Raw genomic sequence first — 22,367 nt, forward strand, 5'->3', positions numbered from 1 at the left:
TTACCGTATCCATGTGTGGCATTGTCGGCATAGTCAGTACTTCCAACGTGAATCAGTCGCTTTACGACGCGCTGACCGTATTACAACACCGGGGCCAGGATGCAGCGGGAATTGTAACCTTTCAGAATGAGCGCTTTTACCTGCGCAAGGACAACGGTCTGGTGCGGGACGTGTTCCGTACCCGTCACATGCGCCGACTGGTGGGTAATGTTGGTATCGGCCATGTTAGGTATCCCACGGCGGGCAGTTCCAGTTCGGCGGAGGCGCAGCCGTTTTATGTCAACAGCCCCTACGGCATTACCCTGGCCCACAACGGCAATCTGACCAACGCCGACGACCTCAGCCGTGATCTGTTTCGTACCGATCTCCGCCACATCAACACCAACTCCGATTCCGAAGTCCTGTTGAATGTGTTTGCCCATGAGCTTCAGAAGCTGGGCAAACTCGACCCGACCAAGGAAGAGATTTTTGCGGCTGTTCGGGCCGTGCACAAACGCTGCCGTGGCGCTTATGCGGTAATAGCCATGATCACCGGATATGGCATCGTCGGCTTCCGTGACCCCAACGGCATTCGCCCGGCCTGTTATGGCGTGCGCAAGACCGAAGAGGGGGAGGAGTACATGATTGCCTCCGAGAGCGTGGCTCTGAGCGCTGCGGGTTTCAAACTGGTGCGGGATATCGCGCCGGGTGAGGCGGTGTACATTGAAACCGATGGCACGCTATATACCCAGCAATGCGCTGAGGAAGCCCACCTTTACCCCTGTATCTTCGAGCATGTGTATTTTGCACGGCCGGATTCAATTATCGACAAGGTGTCGGTGTACAAGGCAAGGCTGCGGATGGGGGAAACCCTGGCGGAGAAAGTACTGCGGGAGCGCCCGGAACACGATATCGATGTAGTGATGCCGATACCGGATACCAGCCGCACTTCTGCCATGCAGATGGCGCATCGGCTCGGGGTGAAGTTCCGTGAAGGTTTTATCAAGAATCGCTACATCGGCCGTACCTTCATCATGCCTGGCCAGAAGATGCGTAAGAAGTCCGTGCGTCAGAAGCTGAACCCGATCGATCTGGAGTTCCGGGGCAAGAACGTCATGCTGGTCGACGATTCCATTGTGCGGGGTACCACCTGCAAGGAAATCGTTCAGATGGCCAGGGATGCCGGTGCCCGCAAGGTTTACTTCGCGTCAGCAGCGCCTCCGGTTCGTTATCCGAATGTCTACGGTATTGATATGCCATCGGTGAACGAGTTGATTGCCCACGATCGAAGTGTTCAGGAAATTGGCGAACTCATCGGTGCGGATTGGTTGTTATACCAGGATCTGGATGATCTCATTACCTGTGTAAATGACGTTAATCCGGAAATCGAGGGGTGGGAGTGCTCCGTCTTTACCGGCAATTACATCACCGGTGATGTGGACGAAGCCTACCTCAACAAACTGGAGGCCGCTCGCAACGACGAAAACCGCTTTCAGGCCGGTGCGGGGGATTCCTCAGACAACGGCATTATTGATCTGTACAACGACGAAGATTGACCCAGCATGGCCATAAACAGGAGTTTGTCATGACCTATCGCCGCGAAGAGCATGTTCTGATCCCCGAGTCGGATCTTGAGGGCATGTCGGTGGACACCCTCGCGGTTCGTGCCGGTCAGATTCGCACTGGCCAACTGGAACACAGCGACGCGATTTTCCCAACGTCGAGTTTCGTCTACGGCAGTGCCGCACAGGCAGCAGCTCGGTTTGGTGGTGAGGAGCCTGGCAATATCTATTCCCGCTTTACCAATCCCACAGTGCAGGCCTTTGAATCTCGTATTGCGGCGATGGAAGGCGGTGAGCGTGCAGTCGCGACGTCGTCCGGCATGGCGGCCATCCTGGCGACCTGTATGGCGCTGTTGAAAGCGGGTGATCACGTGATTTGCTCGCGAGGTGTGTTTGGTACCACCAATGTCCTATTCCAGAAGTATCTGGCGAAGTTCGGTGTGGACACTACCTTTGTAGGCCTGACGGATATGTCGCAATGGCAGTCTGCGGTGCGCCCTGAAACCCGGATGCTTTTCATCGAAACGCCAACGAACCCGTTGTGCGAAGTCGCTGATATGGAGGCATTGTGCGGGTTGGCCCGAGCAAATGACGCCTTGTTCGTCGTGGATAACTGTTTCTGTACACCCGTGCTGCAACGCCCATTTGAGCATGGCGCCGATATCATCATTCACTCTGCCACCAAATATCTGGATGGGCAGGGCCGATGTGTTGGTGGTGTCGTTGTTGGTCCCAACAAACTGATGGAGGAGGTTTACGGCTTCCTTCGTTCTGCCGGTCCCACCCTGAGCCCATTTAACGCATGGGTTTTCCTCAAGGGCCTGGAAACCTTACCAATCCGTATGCGCGCCCATTGTGACAATGCGTTAGAGTTGGCAACGTGGCTTAGAGGGCAGGGCGATGTGGACCAGGTATTTTATGCCGGTTTGCCCGATCATCCACAGCATGAGTTGGCGAAGCGTCAGCAAAGCGGGTTTGGTGGTGTCCTTTCCTTTACCGTCAAAGGTGGTCGGGAAGAAGCGTGGGCGTTCATCGACGCGACCCGAATGATCTCCATTACTGCCAATCTTGGTGACGTTAAAACCACGATTACCCATCCGGCTACAACCACACACGGCCGCCTGTCTCCCGAAGACAAGCAACAGGCGGGCATTACCGAAAATCTGGTAAGGGTTTCGGTGGGTATTGAAGCCATTGAGGATCTCAAGACCGATCTGCAACGCGGGTTTGAGGCTCTTGAAAATTACCGTCAGGGAACTGTCTGAGCATTCATGGCTGAGAGCGTAAAAGCGAAAAAATCCGGTGAGTTGACCGAAAAACAGGAGCGGTTCCGTCGCTTCCTGGCCCAGGGGGCCAGGGAAGGTGCGGTGATTGCCCTGATTGCACTGTGCATTTACCTGGGAATGGCGTTGGTTACCTTCAGCCCTTCGGATCCAGGCTGGGCCAGCATCGGCCACGACACCAGTGTGCAGAATTACGCGGGCCGAACGGGGGCCTGGTTGGCCAGTTTACTGCGTGACTTTTTCGGCCACGTCGCCTTTCTGTTTCCCGTAATGATCGCCGGCTACGCGTTGATGCTGATACGCCGCCGCAATGATCCTATCGACATGCATATGCCGCTGTTCCTGCTGCGTTTTGGCGGTTTCCTGTTGATCCTGCTGTCGGCTACCAGCCTGTTGTCGCTCTATTCTGTGTTCGGTCTTGGGGTAACGTCTGGCGGTGTGCTGGGCTCCGCAGTGTCTGAGGCCATGGTGCGCTTTTTCAACCTGCCAGCGACAACGCTATTGCTCATTGCGATTTTCCTGTTTGCACTGACGGTCAGTACGGGGATGTCCTGGTTCTGGTTGATGGATCAGGTCGGCAATCTGACGCTCCGTATCGGAAATGGCATCAAAAACCTGTTTTCCTCTTCCGGCAAGGAAAAGCCTAAACCAGTGGCAAAAACCCCGGCTGCCGCCGAACCCGCGAAGAAACCACCGGAACCGCCCACGGTGCGTGACCGGGTGGCAAGCCAAAAAACGTCGGCGGCAGGCAACTCCTGGTGGCGGCGCTTGTTGGGCTTGGGTCCGCGTGCCGAAAAGATCAAGCCGGCTGCATCACGCCCAGAGCGAAAAGAACCGGGCCTGGAAGGAGTCGTGCCAACAGATGATGCCGAACCCGCGCGCCTGGAAAGCTTCAGTTCCCATGACGACACGACGCCGGTGGCTAAACCATCAGCAAAGGGGAATTCAAAACCGCCCGGGAAATCCCTGAAGATCTCGCCGTTCAAGCGGGATGACCAATCAGCCGGCAACACCAATGGCGCCAAGAGCAAGCAGGCGTCGTTGCTGGAAGACATTGAAAGCACGATTCCGCCCATTACCCTGCTGGACCCGCCGGAGGAACATAAGGAAAGGGGCTATTCCGAGGAATCGCTTCAACACATGTCGCGCCTGCTGGAAGAAAAGCTCGCGGATTTCGGCGTTTCTGTGGAAGTGGTCGAGGTCAACCCCGGGCCGGTTATTACCCGGTTTGAAATAAAACCCGCGCCCGGGGTCAAGGTCAGCAAGATTTCCAACCTGGCGAAGGACCTTGCCCGTTCCCTGGCCGTTCTCAGTGTTCGCGTGGTTGAAGTGATTCCGGGCAAGTCCGTGGTGGGAATAGAAATACCGAACGAAGAGCGGGAAATGGTCCGGCTCAGTGAGGTGTTGAACGCCCGGGTGTTCCAGGACTCGTCGTCTGCCTTGACCCTGGCGTTGGGCAATGACATCGGTGGCAATCCGATGGTGGCCAATCTGGCGAAGATGCCGCACCTGCTGGTAGCCGGCACCACCGGTTCCGGTAAATCGGTGGGTGTGAACGCCATGATCCTGAGTATGCTTCTCAAGGCCACGCCGGAAGAAGTCCGCTTTATCATGGTAGACCCGAAGATGCTGGAACTGAGCATCTATGATGGCATTCCACACCTGCTTGCGCCGGTGGTTACCGACATGAAGGACGCCGCCAACGCATTGCGTTGGTGCGTGGCCGAGATGGAGCGTCGCTACCGATTGTTGGCCAGCCTGGGGGTTCGTAATCTGGCCGGCTACAACCGCAAGGTAAAGGATGCGGCCGCGGCAGGGGAACCGTTATTGGATCCAACCTGGAAACCGGATGAGTACCTGGCGAATGATGAGCAGGAACGCCCGGAGCTGGAAACCCTGCCGTTCATCGTGGTGGTTATCGACGAATTTGCCGACATGATGATGATCGTTGGCAAAAAAGTTGAGGAACTGATTGCCCGGATTGCCCAGAAAGCTCGTGCCGCTGGCATCCACCTTGTACTCGCGACTCAGCGGCCGTCTGTGGACGTTATCACTGGTCTGATCAAGGCCAACATTCCCACGCGGATGTCGTTCCAGGTGTCGTCCAAGATCGATTCTCGCACGGTACTGGATCAGGGTGGGGCGGAGCAGTTGTTGGGGCATGGTGACATGCTGTACCTGCCCCCGGGCTCCGGACTGCCGGTGAGGGTTCATGGTGCCTTCGTGGACGATGACGAAGTCCACCGGGTGGTCAGTGCGTGGAAGGCTCGAGGAGAGCCTGTTTATGTGGACGACGTACTGAACGGCGCCGAAGGTGAGAGCTTGCCCGGTGTGCCTAACCTCAGCGAAGGCGGGGGCGACAGCGAAGGGGATGCTCTGTTCGACGAGGCCGTAGCCTTTGTCACTGAGGGCAGGCGAGTATCAATTTCATCCGTACAACGTAAATTCAAGATCGGCTATAACCGGGCTGCCAACCTGGTCGACGCCATGGAAGCATCCGGTGTGGTCAGCGCAGCCGGGCACAACGGCGCCCGGGAAGTTCTGGCACCACCGCCACCGAGAGATTAGGAGTAGCGATTCATGAGAGTTTCAACAAAAGCCCTTTGGTTGATTACCGCGTTTTCCGCCCTGATATCGGTGATCACGCCGGCCATGGCGGAAGATGCCAGTGCAAAGGCCGCAGCGGACCTGTCTGCGTTGCTCAAGAATTACGAATCCTTCCAGTCCGACTTTATTCAGATCGTGGTTAATGAAAACGGCAATCGCGTTCAGGAGAGCCGGGGTTCCCTGAAGGCCAAGCGTCCAGGGCTGTTCTATTGGGAAACTCGTGAACCCCATTCTCAGTTCGTCGTTAGTAACGGCGACACTGTGGAGGTCTACGATCCGGACCTGGAGCAAGTCACCATCCACAATCTGGATGAGCGTGTTCAGACCACACCAGCGCTTCTTTTGAGTGGCGAGGTTGATAACCTCAATGAGACCTATCGCGTGTCTTCCCGCTCGCCTGGAGAGAATACCCGTGAGTTTACCCTGGAACCGCGAAGCGAGGATTCCCTGTTCGTATCTCTGAGGCTGACCTTCTATAACGGTGAGCTGCAGGAAATGCGCATGCGGGATTCACTGGCGCAGCTTAGCGTTCTCAGTTTTGAGGACATTCGCCTGAACGCCCCGGTAGAGGACAATGCGTTTACCCTGAATTACCCTGACAGCGTGGATGTGATCCGGGACGGGGCCTGATGCAGGATAGCCTGTTCGCGGAACAGCAGGGTTTTCGCCCGCTGGCTGCGCGAATGCGGCCGGCGAGCCTTGACGAATACGTCGGCCAGTCGCACCTGGTAGGCGAGGGCAAGCCGCTCCGTAGGGCGGTTGAGCAGGGACAGCTCCATTCCATGATCCTGTGGGGGCCTCCGGGGGTTGGTAAGACCACCTTTGCCCGTCTGCTTGCCAATCTCAGTGATCTGAGCTTTGAGACCGTTTCGGCGGTTCTCAGTGGTGTAAAGGATATCCGCCTTATTGTGGAGCGGGCGAAAGAGCGCAAGCGCAGCGAAGGGCGTGATACCCTGCTGTTTGTCGATGAAGTTCACCGCTTCAATAAAAGCCAGCAGGACGCGTTTCTTCCCCACATTGAAGACGGCACCTTCATCTTTGTCGGCGCCACCACCGAGAACCCTTCTTTTGAACTGAACAGTGCGCTGCTGTCCCGGACTCGCGTCTACGTACTGAAGAACCTTGAAGAAACCGACATTCTGGAACTGCTTGAGCGGTCACTGTCCGCGCCGGAGGGGTTGGCAGGGCGATTCACCGTGGAAAAGAGTGTCCTGGAGTTGATGGCAACCGCGTCGGGTGGCGATGCCCGACGTGCACTGAATATTCTGGAAGTGGCAACGGATCTTGCCGAGCCCGATGAAGACGGTGCCGCCAGAATTACGTCTGATCATCTGGAACAGGTGCTGCAAACCAGTCTGAGGCGTTTCGATAAAGGTGGCGATGTTTTCTACGACCAGATATCGGCACTTCACAAGTCCGTGCGGGGCTCCGACCCCGATGGCTCGCTGTACTGGCTATGTCGCATGCTGGATGGAGGTTGTGACCCGTTGTACGTGGCCCGGCGCCTGGCGCGGATTGCCAGCGAGGACATAGGCAATGCCGACCCGAGGGCGCTGCAGATTGCCATGGACGCCTGGGAGGCCCAGGAGCGATTGGGTTCCCCCGAGGGTGAGCTGGCGCTTGCCCAGGCAGTCACCTATCTTGCCCTTTCTCCCAAGAGCAACGCGGTATATTCCGCCTTCAACCAGTGTATGGCCGATATCCGCAATGACCCTGATTACGAGGTGCCCGTTCACCTGCGTAATGCCCCCACCAAACTGTTGAAGTCCATGGGGCATGGCGATGAATACCGCTATGCCCATGACGAGCCGGAGGCGTTCGCGGCCGGGGAATCCTATCTTCCCGAGTCTATTCACCAGCGCCGTTACTATGAGCCGGTCCATCGTGGCCTGGAAATCAAACTCGCCGAAAAACGTGATCGGCTCGACGATTGGAACCGCAACAGCGCCCGCAAGCGTTACCCGCAACGCTGAAAACCCTTACCCGCTTCCGCCCGCTGTGGTCATAGCCGGCCGCGCAGGTATAATGCCCAGTCAATCGTGAACAACAGAAACAGGATAATCATGCTCGATCCCAAACGTGTCCGCACCCAGACTGAAGAGATCGCCCGTCGCCTTGCCATCAAGGGGTACACCTTTGACAAAGCCACTTTCGATCAGCTCGAGGAACGTCGTCGCGCGATCCAGGTGAAAACGGAAACTCTGCAGGGCGAGCAGAACCGCCGGTCCAAATCCATTGGTAAGGCCAAGGCGGCCGGTGAAGACATTCAACCGTTGCTGGACGAAGTGGAAGACCTGAAGAAACAGAAGTCAGAAGCGGAAGACGAGTTACGGGTATTACAGGAGGAGTTGAACCACTTCCTCGCCAGCATACCGAACCTGCCCGACGACACCGTGCCGGCCGGGGAAAGCGAAGACGATAACGTTGAGGTTCGTCGCTGGGGCACCCCAAAACACTTTGATTTCGAGCCAAAGGACCACGTTGCACTGGGTGAAGCGCTTGGTGGCCTGGACTTCGAGACCGCCACTCGACTGGCTCATTCCCGTTTCGCGGTGATGCGCGGCCCGGTTGCCCGCTTGCATCGGGCGCTTGCCCAATTCATGATCAACCTTCACACCGACGAGCATGCGTATACTGAGGCCTACGTGCCGTATCTGGTTAACGCCGACACGCTCTTTGGCACAGGCCAGCTTCCCAAGTTCGAGGAAGATCTTTTCCGCATGGACGGGGAGAAGCCTCTATATCTGATTCCCACGGCAGAGGTTCCGGCTACCAACCTGGTTAGCAACACCATTCTCGATGCGGCAGAACTGCCCCTGAAGCTGGTTTGCCACACCCCCTGCTTCCGCAGCGAAGCGGGCTCTTACGGCCGTGATACCCGCGGTATGATCCGCCAGCACCAGTTTGACAAGGTGGAACTGGTGCAGGTGGTTCGGCCGGAGGATTCCGAAGCAGCGCTCGAGGCTCTGACCGGGCACGCCGAAAAAGTACTTCAGCTCCTCGAGCTACCGTATCGCCTGGTTGACCTCTGCGGCGGCGACATGGGGTTTGCGGCCGCCCGCACCTATGACATCGAAGTTTGGTTGCCGGGCCAGGACAAATATCGCGAAATATCCTCTTGTTCCAACGCACGGGATTTTCAGGCACGGCGCATGCATGCACGCTGGCGTAACCCGGAAACCAATAAGCCGGAACCCGTTCATACGCTGAACGGTTCCGGACTTGCCGTTGGCCGCGCACTGATTGCGGTGATGGAGAACTATCAACAGGCAGACGGCAGCATTCTGGTTCCCGAGGTCCTGAAACCGTATATGGGAGGCGTAGACAGAATACAATGAGTGACAGACTCGACGATGCACCATGGAAGGGCGTTGGTGCAAAGCCTGCACCAGTTCGGTACCACAGAAACCCGGTAACGGAAAACCCGAATAGCTCCAAAGGAGAGGTCGCACTGGTTGGTGCCGGCCCTGGTGATCCGGAATTACTGACGTTGAAGGCGTGGCGCCTGATCCAGTCAGCGGAAGTGGTATTGTACGATCGCCTGGTGTCGCCAGAAATTCTGTCGCTTATTCCTGAATCCGCCGAGCGCATTCATGTGGGCAAGCAACGTGCTAACCACACTTTGCCACAGGATCAGATCAACAGCCGTTTGGTGGAGCTCGCCCGCGAGGGACGCAAAGTGGTGCGCCTCAAGGGTGGTGATCCCTTTATATTTGGTCGTGGCGGTGAGGAGATTGAAACCCTTGCGGCGGCCGGTGTGCGCTTCCAGGTGGTGCCGGGGATTACCGCCGCTTCTGGATGCGCGGCCTACGCTGGTATTCCGCTCACGCACAGGGACCACGCACAATCAGTTCGGTTTGTCACCGGCCACCTGAAGAATGACACCTGCGACCTGCCCTGGAAGGATTTCGTGCAAAACAACCAGACCCTGGTGTTCTACATGGGCCTGGTCGGGCTTCCGATTATCTGCCGGCAACTGGTTGCCCACGGTATGTCTCCGGAGATGCCGGTGGCGCTCGTTTCAAGGGGAACAACGCCCCACCAGCAGGTTGTGACGGGGGACCTGACAAACATCGTGGAAAGGGTGGAGAAGAATGCCGTGCCCGCTCCCACGTTGGTCATCATCGGCAACGTTGTGACCTTGAGAAGCAGGCTCGACTGGGTCGGGGGCTGAAATCAGCCCCGACGCTTCGGCAGAACGTCCTTCAGTTTTTCGCGCATATCGCGCAGAGCTTTTTCAGTGGTCTCCCAGTCAATACAGGCGTCGGTCACGGACACACCGTATTTAAGATCAGCCAGGTTTTCAGGAATTGACTGATTGCCCCAGTTCAGGTTGCTTTCCACCATCAAACCTTGGATGGACTGGTTGCCCTCAACGATCTGGTGGGTAATGTCCTGCAACACCAGTGGCTGTATGGCCGGATCCTTGCTGGAATTGGCGTGGCTACAATCAACCATGATCGACTGGCGGAGCTTGGATTTTTCCAGCGCCTGCTCACACAGGGCAACGCTGACCGAGTCGTAGTTAGGCTTGCCACCGCCGCCACGAAGAACCACGTGACCGTAATTGTTGCCCCGGGTACGGATGACTGCGACCTTGCCCTGCTGGTCAATGCCCAGGAAGCTGTGGGGATGTGAAACAGACTTCATGGCGTTAACCGCAACGTCCAGGCTGCCATCGGTACCGTTCTTGAAGCCAATAGCCATGGACAGGCCGCTGCTCATTTCCCGGTGGGTCTGAGACTCTGTGGTGCGCGCACCAATGGCGGACCAGGAAATCGTGTCCTGCAGGTATTGCGGAGAGATAGGATCCAGTGCTTCCGTCGCGGTGGGCAGTCCCAGTTCGGAGATATCCAGGAGCAGGCGACGGCCAATGTGCAGGCCCTGTTCAATGTCGAAGGTGTCGTTGAGGTGCGGGTCGTTAATTAATCCTTTCCAGCCAACGGTCGTGCGTGGCTTCTCGAAATACACCCGCATCACGATCAGCAGGGTGTCGCTGACTTCGTCTGCCAGCTTCTTCAGCCTGGCGGCGTATTCCCGGGCAGCTTCGACATCATGAATGGAGCAGGGGCCCACAACCACAAACAGGCGATGGTCCTTGCCGTCCATGATGTCATAGATGGCCTGTCGGCCTTTTTCCACGGTTTCCGCGGCCTTGCCGGAAAGCGGCATCTCCTGCTTGAGCGCTTCAGGGGTAATCAAAGGTTCCTGACTCGCCACATTCAGATTCTCTAGTTTGGTGCCCGACATTCTGTTGTTATCCCCGTCGCATAAAACATGACTGGCCGGCGCTTGGTTGCGGTAAACCCCGGCGAGTTGGTTATACTGCGTTATTTGATGAACCTTTTCAACGCTTCTGACGCGCGGGGAACGGATGCAGCAGAGCACGCAGAAAAAGCGCAAAGTACTGTCCCGGAAACAGGTGGTAAAGAGGATTGGGGACGTGCTTTCAGGCATTCGTGTACCCGATCTTCCCTATCCTGCGGGAAAAGTTACTGCAGACGCAGCCAGTGACTGGCGCCCATTGTTGTTGTCCTGCTGGACGGAGCAGCGCGATGAGCCCGTGACCCGTGTTATCCGCTCGGTATCCCTGACCTGGTCGGTCAGACAGATCAATTCCGCCTATGTGGCGGACCGAATCATGGATGTGTTTCTCAGGACCAGCGGTCTCCATCCCGAACTGGCCCTAAGAATTGCCCGCCTTCGGTTCTTTCTCGCCTGGCGAATGAACCTTGAGGGAGCCGAAGCGCTGAACGATACCATGGTGCGCTGGCTTGACAGTTTGCAGGATTGCAGGGGATGGAGTGGTTCCGGCGGGCGATCAGGCAGAGCGCTCCTGGACCAGTTGGATGCACTGACCATAGCGGTTTCCGGCTGTTTTGACTCCGGGGACGTCGGGCCGGTTATCGAGTTCTGCCGTCAATGGGAAGAGGATGCCGGAAAGCGTGAACAGCAGAATGAGCGTTTACGTCAGCGGCTACTGGAAACGGAACAGGGGGCTTCCCGACAAAGGAAAGCGGAACAGACGGCGAGGGCGCTGGTGGGCCGGGCCCTCCAGAATCGCCAACTTCCGCAAGCCGTGGTCCGGTTTGTCTTTGATCACTGGTTTGCCCTGATCAAACAGATCGTCTGGCAGGAAGGCACCGAGGGCGACAACTGGCGGCATGCCAGCAAGCTATTGGAATGGCTGGTCTGGATTGGTGATCCGGCGCTTTCCGACAAGGACAGGAACCGCCTTTACACGGTGGGGGAGCAAATTGGTGACCGGATCAGCGACGTCTGGAACCGTGTCAATGGCAAGCCGTTGGATGACTCAGCTCTGCAGGGTGTTCAGTCGGTTATGGTGGATCGTCTGAGGGGTGAAACACCCGAGTTGATTTCCGCGTTGCCTGAAGACGACCGATTCTCGTGGGATCCCTCCTGGCTGTCGTTTTCCTCACCGTCCGAATCCGCGGTTGAGCCGTTGCTGGGAAAGTGGTTTGTGGAAGGCGAGGGCGCTGCGGAGCGACGTCGGTATTTCTTTGCTCTGCTACCGGATACCTGCGAAGTGCTTTGGACCAACGGCGCTGGTGTCAAGCTGGGGCTGATGCCCTGGCCAAGGTTCTCCACGGCTCTCGATAGCGGCACCCTGAGACCATTACCACCACTGACCCCCTTCGGGCAGGTGCTGGCTGAAACCATTACCTCGCTATCGGTGGTGCTTGAGCGCCAGACGTTGCAGAGGGAAGAAGCCGCCAGGGAGTTGAGAGCCCGGGCAGAATCCTTGCGTCGGCAAAAGGCGGAAGCGGAACAATTGCGCCAGCAGGAGGAAGCTGCCAGGCAGGCCGAACTCGCGCGGCAGAAGAAAGAGGCGGAAGATCGACGCATCGCTGATGAAGAAGCCGAGCAGCAGCGCCTGTCACGAGAGCAGGAAACCGCTGCGAGGGAGTTGGTGGTAGGCATCAAACTGGGCGGTTGGATCGTCGAGGAAAGTACCGGTGAGGGTACGGATGCCGTTCGCCTGAAGCTGGCCGTACGGATCAACGCCTCCCGGAAGTTGGTGTTTGTGGACCGACTGGGGCTTAATCGCCGGGAATTCCTGATGGATGAACTCGTGGATCTCGTGGTGAGGGGGCGAGTACGCGTACTTGGTAGCTCGGCAGAGTTTGATGACGCTTTGTCACGGGTGGTTGGCCGTATCAGGGTTGGCCGAAACTGACCGGATAAAACACTATCGGATAGATGATCATGAGCGATATCGATTACAGTTTTGGCGACTACGAAGATGCTCCGGAATCCGGGGATAATCGTTCCGAGTACCGACTGGCGGCGAGCGCAAGTGTGACCCTGGAGCTGGAGTCACCGATTCCGGATGCCGAGGGTGAGCCGTCCGGGCGGTCTCTGATATCACGCACCAGCGATGTCTCTGCCCGCGGAATTCGGTTGACGACCGCAGAACCGATAACCCGAGGTGCATTGTTACCCGTTTGGGTCAGTCTGGAGGATGACAATGAACCGTTTGGTCTGATGGTGGAGGTTGTCTGGTGTCGTGCGAACACTGAAAACAGTTGGTTGGTGGGGCTTCAGATACTGGAGTCTGATGACACATCCTATCTGGAGTGGGTGGAAGCCGTCGCAAAGGCCATGTCTGAGGGGTAAGTTACCCCGGCAAGGCCCGAAAACCGTGCCGGGAATACCGGGAGGTTCAGTCCTCCAACTCGCCCATGCCGGTAATGTTGAAGCCGGCGTCAACGTACATGATTTCACCGGTAATGCCGCTGGCCATATCGGAACACATGAAGGCCGCGGCGTTACCCACTTCGTCGGTCGTCACGTTGCGGCGTAACGGTGCCCGCCTGGCATTCTCGGCCAGCATACGGCGGAAACTCTTGATGCCAGAGGCCGCCAGGGTTTTGATTGGCCCCGCGGAAATGGCGTTCACCCGAATACCATCACGCCCCAGGCTGCCGGCCATGTAGCGAACGTTCGCCTCAAGGGAAGCCTTGGCCAGTCCCATGACGTTGTAGTTCTGCAATACTTTTTCAGCACCCAGGTAGCTGAGGGTCAGCAGGGAGCTGTTTTCGTGCATCATCTTGCGGCCGGCCTTAGCCAGGGCAACAAAGCTATACGAGCTGATGTCATGGGCGATGCGGAAGCCTTCCCGGGTGGTGACGTCCACATAGTTGCCATCCAGCTCGTTGGCCGGGGCGTAACCGACAGAGTGAACAATAATGTCGATGTCGTCCCAGTGCTTGCCCAGTTCGGTGAACACAGCTTCTATTTCGTCATCGCTGGCGACATCGCACGGAAAAATCAGCGAACTGCCCCAGCCCTCGGCGAACTTTTCTACCCGGGACTTGAGCTTTTCATTCTGGTAGGTGAATGCCAGCTCGGCGCCCTGTTTGGCAAAGGCTTCCGCGATGCCATAAGCGATGGAGTGTTTGCTTGCAACGCCGACAATCAGTGCTTTTTTGCCACTGAGTAATCCCATAACGATTCTCCCTGTGTTTCAGTTTAAGGCATTATCCATGAACCGCAGCGGTGCGGGTAACGCTCAATTGGTCGTAGTGATCGGGCGTGGCCTGTCATTGCGCACTATTGGCTATAGAACAGGGCCGCCCCGAGCAGTTCACGGGTGTAATCGTGCTTTGGTGTATTGAATATCCCGGCGGCATCGCCGTATTCCACGACCCGACCGTTCTTCAGTACCAGCAATTTATGGCTCAGCGCCCGGACCACGGCCAGATCGTGGCTGATAAACACATAGCTTAGACCATATTTGTCCTGTAGATCCCGTAGCAGGTTAATCACCTGCTTTTGCACGGTCCGGTCCAGGGCAGAGGTGGGTTCGTCCAGAATGATGAGCTCGGGCTGCAGGACCAGCGCCCGGGCGATGGCAATGCGTTGGCGCTGACCACCGGAGAATTCATGGGGGTAGCGGTGACGGGCCTGTGGGTCGAGCCCAACGTCGGTGAGCGCCTGTATGACCCTTCGGTCCTGTTCTTCAGGTGTTGCCGGTGCGTGTATCTCAAGGCCTTCCCGCACGATCTCGGCGACTGACATCCGCGGGCTGAGGCTACCGAATGGGTCCTGGAACACAATCTGAATACGGCTGCGCCATGGCCGGAACTGCTTCTGGTCGAGCGGACCGAGTTCTTCGCCGCTGAGCCGAATACTGCCGCGACTGGAAGTGAGCTTAAGCAGTGCGTGGCCGATCGTGGTCTTACCACTTCCGCTTTCACCAACGATACCCAGGGTTTCGCCTTCGTTGAGCGAGAAGCTGACGTCGTCGACTGCCTGAAACCACGACTGAGGCCGACCAAACAGGCTTTTGCGGGTGACGAAGCGCACATCTAGGTTGTTCACGTCCAGCAGCGACTTGTTGTCGACCATGGCGCCCGACGGCGAGGCCGGTGGTTCTGCGTCAAGCAGGCGTCGGGTATAAGCATGCTGTGGGGCCTCAAACAGCGTCGCTGTCGGAGCTTCCTCAATCAGTTGTCCCTGCTCCATCACCACGACATGGTCTGCGTAGCGCCGCACGATGGACAAGTCGTGGGTGATCAGCAAGATCGCCATGCCCAGCTTTTGTTGCAGGTCTTTCAACAATTCCAGTACCTGCTTCTGGACAGTGACGTCGAGTGCCGTTGTCGGCTCGTCCGCGATCAGCAGGTCCGGCTCGTTGGCGAGCGCCATGGCAATCATCACGCGCTGCTTCTGGCCGCCGGAGAGCTGATGCGGGTAGCTTGTCAGGCGCTCCTCAGGCGAGGGAATGCCGACCAGGTCCAATAGTTCCACACAACGGGCACGGGCCTGTGGACCACGCATCCCCTTATGCAATGCCAAGGTTTCGCTGATCTGCTTTTCCACCGTGTGCAGTGGATTGAGCGAGGTCATTGGCTCCTGGAAAATCATGCTGACGTGACGACCGCGAATCTGTCGGAGGCGTTTCTGGCTGGCCTTCAACATGTCCTCTCCCCGCAACAGGATGGTACCTGAGGGATAACTGGCGTGGCGTTCGTCGAGCAGGCGGAGAATTGACAGGGCGGACACCGATTTCCCGGAGCCGCTCTCTCCAACCAGGGCGACGGTTTCACCATTATCGATACTCAGCGACAATCGATCCACCGCCTGAATGGCGTCGTCAAAACGAATGGACAGATCCCGGATTTCCAGCAGTTGCGGCATATCAGTTCTTTCTCGGATCGAAGGCATCACGGACGGCTTCACCGACAAACACCAGCAGCGTCAACATGATGGATAGGGAAACAAACGCCGATATACCCAGCCACGGGGCGTGGAGGTTGGACTTACCCTGGGCGATCAGCTCGCCCAGGGAGGGTGACCCGGACGGCAGGCCAAACCCCAGGAAGTCCAGCGACGTCAGCCCGGTAATCGCGCCGGTCAGGATGAACGGTAGAAAGGTGAGGGTGGCCACCATCGCGTTGGGGAGGATATGGCGGAACATGATCTTGCGGTTACCCAGCCCAAGGGCCCTCGCGGCCTTAACGTACTCGAAATTACGGGCGCGCAGGAATTCCGCCCGAACCACATCCACCAGCCCCATCCAACTGAATAGCAGCATGATGCCCAGCAGCCACCAGAAATTGGGTTGCACGATACTGGACAGGATAATCAGCAGGTAGAGCACTGGAAGCCCGGACCAGACCTCGATAAACCGCTGCCCCAGCAGATCGACCTTGCCGCCGTAGAAGCCCTGGATAGCACCCACAACCACGCCCACGATGCAGCTGAGGATGGTCAGCACAAGCCCGAACAGGACGGAAATGCGGAACCCGTAAATCACCCGAGCAGCCACATCCCGGCCCTGGTCATCGGTGCCGATCCAGTTTTCAGCGCTGGGTGGGGCCGGAGATGGTACCTCAAGGTTATAGTTCGTGGTGTTGTAGCTAAAACGAATGGGAGGCCAGATCATCCAGCCATTTGCCTCGATTTCATCGGCGATAAACGAATCGCGGTAGTCGGCTTCGGTGGGCAGAAACCCGCCGAACGTCTCCTCGGGTACACTCTCCACGATCGGAAAGTAAACATCCCCTTTGTAATAGGCGACCAGTGGTACGTCATTTGCGATCACCTCGGCGATGAGCGAGAGCCCAAAGAGCGCCAGGAATATCCACAGGGACCAGAAACCACGACGGTTGTTGCGGAAGTTGCGAAGCCGTCTTTTCTGGATAGGAGAGAGCGTTACCATAGCTACGATCCCTCCCGGCTTTCGAAATCAATGCGGGGGTCCACCAGAACGTAAGTGATATCGCTGATCAGCTTCAGCACCAATCCCATCAAGGTGAAGATATAGAGGGTACCGAATATCACCGGATAATCCCGATTCAACGCGGCCTCAAAGCCCAGTAATCCCAGGCCATCCAGAGAGAAGATCACTTCAATCAGCAATGAACCGGTGAAGAACAGCGACACAAGCACGCCGGGAAGGCTGGCAATGACGATCAGCATGGCGTTGCGGAACACATGCCCGTAAAGCACCTGTTTCTCTTCCAGACCCTTGGCCCTGGCAGTCACCACGTACTGCTTGCTGATCTCATCGAGGAAGGAGTTCTTGGTGAGCAGGGTGAGGGTGGCAAAGCCACCGATAACATTGGCCGTAACGGGCAGCGCGAGGTGCCAGAAGTAATCTCCAATTTGCTGGTACCAGGTCAGTTCATCGAAATTGGACGACGTCAGCCCCCGCAGTGGAAACCAGTCCAGATAACTGCCCCCTGCGAACAGGACGATCAACAGTATCGCAAACAGGAAACCTGGAATGGCGTAGCCCACAACGATGGCGGAGCTGCTCCAGACGTCGAATCGTGATCCGTCGGTGACCGCCTTGCGGATGCCGAGGGGTATCGATATGAGGTAGATGATGAGGGTGGACCACAGCCCCAGGGAGATGGAGACGGGCATCTTGTCCAGAATCAGTTCGATCACCGAGCGGTCCCGAAAAAAGGACTCGCCAAAATCAAAGGTGGCGTAATCGCCAAGCATCTTCAGAAATCGCTCATGAGCCGGCTTGTCGAAGCCGTACATGACCTCAATCTCTTTAAGCAACTCGTCCGGCAGGCCACGGGAGCCGCGGCTATCACCACTGGACGAGGTGACCTCGCCGCCACCGCCGCCGCTGGCGCGGGACAGGGCGCTACCTCCATGCCCTTCGGTTTCCGCGATCAACTGCTCAACGGGACCGCCCGGGGCCGCCTGAACAATCACGAAATTGAGCAGCATGATCCCGAGCAGGGTGGGGATAATCAGCGCCAGGCGCCTGAGGATATAACTGCCCATTCAGCGGAACTCCGTCAAGGTTGTGTCAGAGATCTGCGTCATTGGTCAGTGCTTTTTACCCACCAGTTATTAATGTCCACGCCGTTTTTGGGAACCGTTTCCGGCCGCTGCAGGAACGACCAGTAGGCAATACGATCCTTGGGCAGGTACCAGTTTGGAATCACGTAGTGTCCATGCAGCAGCACCCGGTCCAGAGCCCGCGTACGGTAGACAAGCTCCTCCCGGGTAGGCGCCTGAATCACCAGGTTGACCAATTCATCAACCACCGGACTGTTCACTCCCATATAGTTGCGCGAGCCTTTCACATCGACATTGGAGGAATGCCAGTATTCCCTCTGCTCATTGCCGGGGGAGTCGGACTGGCCAATACCCTGGACCGTCATGTCGTAGTCGAACTCACGAAGGCGCTGGATGTACTGGTTGGTATCCACCAGACGTACGGAAACATCAATCCCCAGCCTTTCGAGGTTGTTCTTGAAGGGCAGTACCACACGTTCGAAGGTTTTCTGAAAGATCAGGATTTCGAACGCCAGGGGATCACCAGTTTCCCGCTTCACCATGGTGCCATCCCTGACCTCGTAGCCGGCATCACGTAACAACGTCAGAGCTGTACGGAGGTTATCGCGGAGCCCGCTCTTACCCGCCGTCGAAGGGGGCTGATAGTCTTCATTGAAAACATCCTCGGGCAATTGATCGCGGTAAGGTTCGAGGATCTCCAGTTCGCGTCCTTCGGGCAGACCAGACGACGCCAGCTCGCTGTTTTCGAAGTAGCTTGAGGTGCGGGTGTATTGCCCGAAGAAAAGGTTTTTGTTGGCCCATTCAAAGTCAAACGCGTAAGCCAGCGCTTCCCGTACACGAGGGTCGCTGAATACCTGGCGGCGGGTGTTCATCGCGAACGCCTGCATACCGGCGGGGCGGCCATGCTCTATGGCTTCGGTTTTCGCCTTGCCGGAGTCGAACTGGTTGCCGGTGTAGGCGGTGGCCCAGTTCTTCGCTGAGGACTCTACCCGAAAATCGAAATTACCGGCACGGAAGGACTCGAGTGCGACAGTGTCATCCTTGTAGTAGTCATAGCGAATTTCATCGAAATTATACCGCCCCTTCCGCACTCCGATGTTCCTGGCCCAGTAATCCTTCACCCGTTTGAAGGTGATGGAGCGGCCCGCCTCGAAGTCGCTAATGCGATACGGACCGCTGCCGACAGGCGGTGTCAGGCCGTTGTCACCAAATTCACGATTTTCCCAGTAATGGCTTGGAAGCACGGGTAGCTGGCCGAGAATCAGTGGCAGTTCGCGGTTGTTGGTTTCACCAAACTCAAAGCGGATAGTCTGCTCATCTTCGACGATTACCTCGGTCACGTCTGCATAATAGTTGCGATAGAAAGGGTGGCCTTTGGTGGTCAGGGCATCGAATGAAAACTTCACGTCTTCTGCGGTAATAGACTCACCATCGTGGAACCGGGCTTCGTCACGCAGGTGAAAGGTCACATAACTGCGGTCTTCCGGGGTCTCGATAGACTCAGCAATCAGCCCATACGCGGAAAAAGGTTCGTCCGCCGATGGTTCCATAAGGGTGTCGTAAAGGTAGGCGTTGATGCCCGCCGCGGCGACACCGCGAATGACGAAAGGATTGAAGGTGTCGAATCCATTGGCCACCACGGCCATCCGAAGTATGCCGCCTTTGGGGGCCTCAGGATTGACGTAGTCAAAATGCGGGAAGCCTTCGGTGTATTGCGGGGCGCCGTGCATGGCGATGCCGTGACGTGGGTCCGGCTCGGCTGAGGCAGATTGCCATGGGAGAAGAGCCATGGCGGTAACGGTAAAAACACTGATGAGGGATGAGGCTTTCCGTGTTCTTGTCATAGATCTCGCACGTTTCCGGTTCAGACTCAGGGGCTGTTTCTTATGTCGACATAGAGTACCAGACTTTGCCCAGGCTGAAGATAACGTGAGGTGTTGAGGTCGTTCCAGCTTGCGATGTCTCTCACATTCACCGCAAACCGGCTGGCGATGGTTGACAGGGAATCGCCTTTGCGGACTTGATAACCCACCTTGCGCACCATGCCTTTGCCACGATTGGTGCTGGCCAGCATGGCGGGTTGTTTCGACTTCGACCAGATGACCAGTTTCTTGCCGGGCATCAGAGGGTCACCAGGTGCCATGCCGTTCCAGGACGCCAGTTGGCGGACGGACACTCGATGCTCCCGTGCAATATCCCAGAACGTGTCCCCGGAGCGGACCGTGTAGTTAACCCGGGTGCCGTTGGCGTTCTTGCCGCTCCGTTCCTGCTTCCTGGCGAGCCGTTCACTGGCGCTCAGGGAATAGGTCCCCGCCTGTTCGGCAGCAGAGGGGATCATCAGCCGTTGGCCGATGCGAATGATGTGGCTGTTGAGGTTGTTGACCTGCTGTATCACCGAGGGTGTGGTGTTATAGCGCCTGGCAATGGTGCTCAGGGTGTCGCCGGATTCCACCTTGTAGTTCCGCCAGGATACGCGCTTCGCCGGATTCATACCCTTGAGGGCCGTGGCGAAGGTTTCAGCATGGTTGCGGGGGATGAGCAGGCGATGGGGGCCATTCGGTGACGTCGCCCAGCGATTATAGGAGGGGTTCAGCAGGTAGATTTCGTCGATATCGACGCCTGCGAGTTCCGCTGCCTGGGCCAGATCAAGCTGCGAACCGGTATCCACGACTTCAAAGTAGGGCTCGTCGTCCAGCGGGGGCAGTTCAATGCCGTAGGCCTGTGGATCGTCGAAGATTTTAGCCAGGGCAATCAGTTTGGGGACGTAATGTCGGGTCTCGCGAGGCAGGTCGAGGGACCAGTAATCCGTTGGCTCATTACGCTTACGGTTGCGTCGCATGGCGCTGGAGACCGTGCCGCCACCACTGTTATAGGCCGCAAGTGCCAGCATGTAGTCGCCGTCGAATCGTGTTGCCAGTTTATCAAGGTACGTCAGTGCGGCATCGGTGGCAGCAATGATATCGCGGCGATCGTCATGCCACCAACTTTGGGTCAGACCAAAATACTTGCCTGTGGAGGGAATGAACTGCCACAGGCCGGCAGCACGGCCGTGGGAGTAAGCAAAGGGATCGAAGGCACTCTCCACCACGGGCAGCAAGGCCAGTTCCGTGGGCAGCCCGCGTTTCTCGGCTTCGGAAACAATATAGTGCAGGTAACGGCTGCCACGATCGACAACTCGATCAATGTAGCGCGGATGCTTTTTGTACCAGTTCAGTTGCGCCTGGACCCTGGGCTCGCTGGCATCGTGATCCAGCTCGAATCCAGCCCGCAGGCGATGCCACAGGTCCGGTGTGGCATCATTCTCTTCCGCGATCTGTTGGTCAGGCTCGTCCAGCTTTTCCCTGGCGTCTTCGGCCGTTTTCTTGAGCGATGGGTCGATGGCGTCGTCGAGCTTCGTCCGGGATGCGCGGCCGGTTGAGTCGTCACCAGGCGAGGACTCTATCGCTTCCTTAAGCTCATCGTCACCAGCTGCCACGGTCAGTTTTTCCGAGGCTAACACGTCACTTGATGGAGAATCCGAAAAAGGATCAAGAGCGCTGCAGCCACTGGCAAGTGCGCCAAGGAGAAACAGGGTGGAAAATCGCGAGACCGTCATATGACTACTTCCGATGGCTGGTCGACGCCGGGGTGAACTGTATGAAATCCCGGCATATTTAATGAGTTATGACACAAAAGTTTCACGGATTCTATTGGAAGGCTTTTCGGGGGGTCAACAAGACTCGCGTTACGTCATTGATAGAAATTGTTACCCGCCTCTGAGCGTATCCCCTAGAACGTATCCTTCCCGTGCCTTGTAGCTGCGAAAACGTCGTTGTCTGATTTGACGGCCAGGCCCGCTTTCTGTGCGTATTGCCGTGCAGCGGCGACAACTGCCTCGTCGTCCCAACGCAGGAAAGGGTTCAGTTGCTTTTCCTCACCGAGGATGGAGGGAACGGTGGGCATACCATCGTCGCGACGTTTCTGGCAGTGAGCCTCGAACTCCCTGAGCGGCTCGTCATCCGGTAGCCAGTGACGGGCGAATTTCAGGTTGGCCAGCGTGTACTCGTGAGCACAGTATACGGCAGTATCGTCTGGCAGACCCCGCAGGCTTTCCAGTGATTGTTTCATCTGCTCCGGAGATCCTTCGAACAGGCGCCCACAACCGCATACAAAGAGGGTATCGCCACAAAACAGGACCGGACGGCCGTTGACATGCACGTCGGTGTAATAGGCAATATGGTCTAGTGTGTGTCCGGGTACGCCGAGCACATCGAACGTGAGGTGCTGCCAGACCACCTCATCCCCGGGATGCACTTCACTGGTGGCGCCCTTGAAGGGAGAATTCGCCGGGCCGATGATTCGGCAGTCGGGTACTGTTTTGGCAAGTTTGCTCACGCCGCCAACATGATCGGGGTGGTGATGGGTCACCAGTATGGTGTCCAGTTCCAGCCCGTTGTCTGCCAGGAACTCGATGACCGGCTCGGCCTGTCCAGGGTCCACGATCAATGCCTTGCGGTCCTCACTGTTCGACAGGCACCAGATGTAGTTGTCATTGAAGGCTGGAATAGCGTTAATGGTCAGCATAGGCTCCACATGTGCGATACGAGTGTGACTGTTATCATAGAGTATTAATCCCGGTGCCCCAACACCGGAGAAACGAACCAGG

At 57.2% G+C, this 22,367-nt stretch carries 17 protein-coding genes; 9 read left to right on the forward strand and 8 right to left on the reverse strand.

The genetic code is table 11. From position 1 onward, the window contains the following. Positions 1–11: 11 nt before the first annotated feature. The 7 genes from purF to cobA all read left to right on the forward strand — a co-directional run bounded on the left by purF (position 12) and on the right by cobA (position 9,605). Positions 12–1,535, forward strand: a complete 1,524-nt coding sequence (gene purF, locus MDG893_RS15410) for an amidophosphoribosyltransferase (RefSeq protein ID WP_007154740.1) — start codon at positions 12–14, stop codon at positions 1,533–1,535. Positions 1,536–1,564: 29 nt separating this feature from the next. Continuing rightward, positions 1,565–2,806 (forward strand): O-succinylhomoserine sulfhydrylase, encoded by a 1,242-nt coding sequence (locus MDG893_RS15415; protein WP_007154741.1) that lies wholly within the window; start codon positions 1,565–1,567, stop codon positions 2,804–2,806. Positions 2,807–2,812: 6 nt separating this feature from the next. Beyond that, positions 2,813–5,392, forward strand: coding sequence for a DNA translocase FtsK (locus MDG893_RS15420; protein ID WP_007154742.1), 2,580 nt, complete (start codon positions 2,813–2,815; stop codon positions 5,390–5,392). Between the two features lie 12 nt (positions 5,393–5,404). Next, positions 5,405–6,061: an outer membrane lipoprotein periplasmic chaperone LolA gene (gene lolA, locus MDG893_RS15425; protein WP_007154743.1), complete on the forward strand. Its 657-nt coding sequence runs from the start codon at positions 5,405–5,407 to the stop codon at positions 6,059–6,061. Further along, complete coding sequence (locus tag MDG893_RS15430; RefSeq protein WP_007154744.1) at positions 6,061–7,404, forward strand: replication-associated recombination protein A; 1,344 nt, start codon at positions 6,061–6,063, stop codon at positions 7,402–7,404. The genes lolA and MDG893_RS15430 overlap by 1 nt, the downstream gene beginning before the upstream one ends. Before the next feature lie 90 nt (positions 7,405–7,494). Beyond that, a complete protein-coding gene (serS, locus tag MDG893_RS15435) occupies positions 7,495–8,769 on the forward strand; it encodes a serine--tRNA ligase (RefSeq protein ID WP_007154745.1) in 1,275 nt (424 codons plus the stop codon). Continuing rightward, positions 8,766–9,605 (forward strand): uroporphyrinogen-III C-methyltransferase, encoded by an 840-nt coding sequence (gene cobA / locus MDG893_RS15440; protein ID WP_007154746.1) that lies wholly within the window; start codon positions 8,766–8,768, stop codon positions 9,603–9,605. Before serS ends, cobA begins: the two co-directional genes overlap by 4 nt. 2 nt (positions 9,606–9,607) lie before the next feature. On the opposite strand, the gene MDG893_RS15445 is transcribed toward cobA, so the two are convergent. Continuing rightward, a complete protein-coding gene (locus MDG893_RS15445; RefSeq protein ID WP_007154747.1) occupies positions 9,608–10,681 on the reverse strand; it encodes a 3-deoxy-7-phosphoheptulonate synthase in 1,074 nt (357 codons plus the stop codon). A 124-nt stretch (positions 10,682–10,805) separates the two neighbouring features. Between MDG893_RS15445 and MDG893_RS15450 the strand changes: the two genes are divergently transcribed. Together MDG893_RS15450 and MDG893_RS15455 are read left to right on the forward strand one after the other, a co-directional pair. Continuing rightward, the gene (locus MDG893_RS15450; RefSeq protein ID WP_007154748.1) at positions 10,806–12,629 is read left to right on the forward strand and encodes a DUF1631 family protein; all 1,824 of its coding nucleotides are present in this window, start codon (positions 10,806–10,808) and stop codon (positions 12,627–12,629) included. Positions 12,630–12,658: 29 nt separating this feature from the next. Further along, positions 12,659–13,069: a PilZ domain-containing protein gene (locus tag MDG893_RS15455; protein ID WP_040474672.1), complete on the forward strand. Its 411-nt coding sequence runs from the start codon at positions 12,659–12,661 to the stop codon at positions 13,067–13,069. 46 nt (positions 13,070–13,115) lie between these two features. Here the strand turns inward: MDG893_RS15455 and MDG893_RS15460 are convergent, their stop codons facing one another. The 7 genes from MDG893_RS15460 to gloB all read right to left on the reverse strand — a co-directional run bounded on the left by MDG893_RS15460 (position 13,116) and on the right by gloB (position 22,285). After that, positions 13,116–13,901: an enoyl-ACP reductase FabI gene (locus MDG893_RS15460; RefSeq protein ID WP_007154750.1), complete on the reverse strand. Its 786-nt coding sequence runs from the start codon at positions 13,899–13,901 to the stop codon at positions 13,116–13,118. Positions 13,902–14,005: 104 nt separating this feature from the next. After that, positions 14,006–15,595, reverse strand: a complete 1,590-nt coding sequence (locus MDG893_RS15465; RefSeq protein ID WP_007154751.1) for an ABC transporter ATP-binding protein — start codon at positions 15,593–15,595, stop codon at positions 14,006–14,008. A gap of 1 nt (position 15,596) precedes the next feature. Then, complete coding sequence (locus MDG893_RS15470) at positions 15,597–16,619, reverse strand: ABC transporter permease (RefSeq protein WP_007154752.1); 1,023 nt, start codon at positions 16,617–16,619, stop codon at positions 15,597–15,599. A gap of 2 nt (positions 16,620–16,621) precedes the next feature. Continuing rightward, on the reverse strand, positions 16,622–17,704 hold the full coding sequence (locus MDG893_RS15475) for a microcin C ABC transporter permease YejB (RefSeq protein ID WP_007154753.1): 1,083 nt from the start codon (positions 17,702–17,704) through the stop codon (positions 16,622–16,624). Positions 17,705–17,742: 38 nt separating this feature from the next. Further along, positions 17,743–19,512, reverse strand: coding sequence for an extracellular solute-binding protein (locus MDG893_RS15480; RefSeq protein WP_425268455.1), 1,770 nt, complete (start codon positions 19,510–19,512; stop codon positions 17,743–17,745). An 80-nt stretch (positions 19,513–19,592) separates the two neighbouring features. Beyond that, complete coding sequence (locus tag MDG893_RS15485) at positions 19,593–21,317, reverse strand: lytic transglycosylase (protein WP_007154755.1); 1,725 nt, start codon at positions 21,315–21,317, stop codon at positions 19,593–19,595. Positions 21,318–21,490: 173 nt separating this feature from the next. Further along, positions 21,491–22,285: a hydroxyacylglutathione hydrolase gene (gloB, locus tag MDG893_RS15490; RefSeq protein ID WP_007154756.1), complete on the reverse strand. Its 795-nt coding sequence runs from the start codon at positions 22,283–22,285 to the stop codon at positions 21,491–21,493. Positions 22,286–22,367 lie beyond the last annotated feature (82 nt).

Origin of the sequence: Marinobacter algicola DG893 (assembly GCF_000170835.1) — a bacterium.
In the GTDB taxonomy this organism is placed as follows: Bacteria; Pseudomonadota; Gammaproteobacteria; order Pseudomonadales; family Oleiphilaceae; genus Marinobacter; species Marinobacter algicola.

Coding starts and splice junctions, on each gene's coding strand:
- cobA (WP_007154746.1), top strand. CDS start 8,766: ATGAGTGACAGACTCGACGATGCACCATGGAAGGGCGTTGGTGCAAAG.
- gloB (WP_007154756.1), bottom strand. CDS start 22,285: ATGCTGACCATTAACGCTATTCCAGCCTTCAATGACAACTACATCTGG.
- MDG893_RS15475 (WP_007154753.1), bottom strand. CDS start 17,704: ATGGGCAGTTATATCCTCAGGCGCCTGGCGCTGATTATCCCCACCCTG.
- MDG893_RS15480 (WP_425268455.1), bottom strand. CDS start 19,512: ATGGCTCTTCTCCCATGGCAATCTGCCTCAGCCGAGCCGGACCCACGT.
- MDG893_RS15415 (WP_007154741.1), top strand. CDS start 1,565: ATGACCTATCGCCGCGAAGAGCATGTTCTGATCCCCGAGTCGGATCTT.
- MDG893_RS15420 (WP_007154742.1), top strand. CDS start 2,813: ATGGCTGAGAGCGTAAAAGCGAAAAAATCCGGTGAGTTGACCGAAAAA.
- MDG893_RS15430 (WP_007154744.1), top strand. CDS start 6,061: ATGCAGGATAGCCTGTTCGCGGAACAGCAGGGTTTTCGCCCGCTGGCT.
- MDG893_RS15450 (WP_007154748.1), top strand. CDS start 10,806: ATGCAGCAGAGCACGCAGAAAAAGCGCAAAGTACTGTCCCGGAAACAG.
- MDG893_RS15460 (WP_007154750.1), bottom strand. CDS start 13,901: ATGGGATTACTCAGTGGCAAAAAAGCACTGATTGTCGGCGTTGCAAGC.
- MDG893_RS15445 (WP_007154747.1), bottom strand. CDS start 10,681: ATGTCGGGCACCAAACTAGAGAATCTGAATGTGGCGAGTCAGGAACCT.
- MDG893_RS15470 (WP_007154752.1), bottom strand. CDS start 16,619: ATGGTAACGCTCTCTCCTATCCAGAAAAGACGGCTTCGCAACTTCCGC.
- purF (WP_007154740.1), top strand. CDS start 12: ATGTGTGGCATTGTCGGCATAGTCAGTACTTCCAACGTGAATCAGTCG.
- MDG893_RS15485 (WP_007154755.1), bottom strand. CDS start 21,317: ATGACGGTCTCGCGATTTTCCACCCTGTTTCTCCTTGGCGCACTTGCC.
- MDG893_RS15465 (WP_007154751.1), bottom strand. CDS start 15,595: ATGCCGCAACTGCTGGAAATCCGGGATCTGTCCATTCGTTTTGACGAC.
- lolA (WP_007154743.1), top strand. CDS start 5,405: ATGAGAGTTTCAACAAAAGCCCTTTGGTTGATTACCGCGTTTTCCGCC.
- MDG893_RS15455 (WP_040474672.1), top strand. CDS start 12,659: ATGAGCGATATCGATTACAGTTTTGGCGACTACGAAGATGCTCCGGAA.
- serS (WP_007154745.1), top strand. CDS start 7,495: ATGCTCGATCCCAAACGTGTCCGCACCCAGACTGAAGAGATCGCCCGT.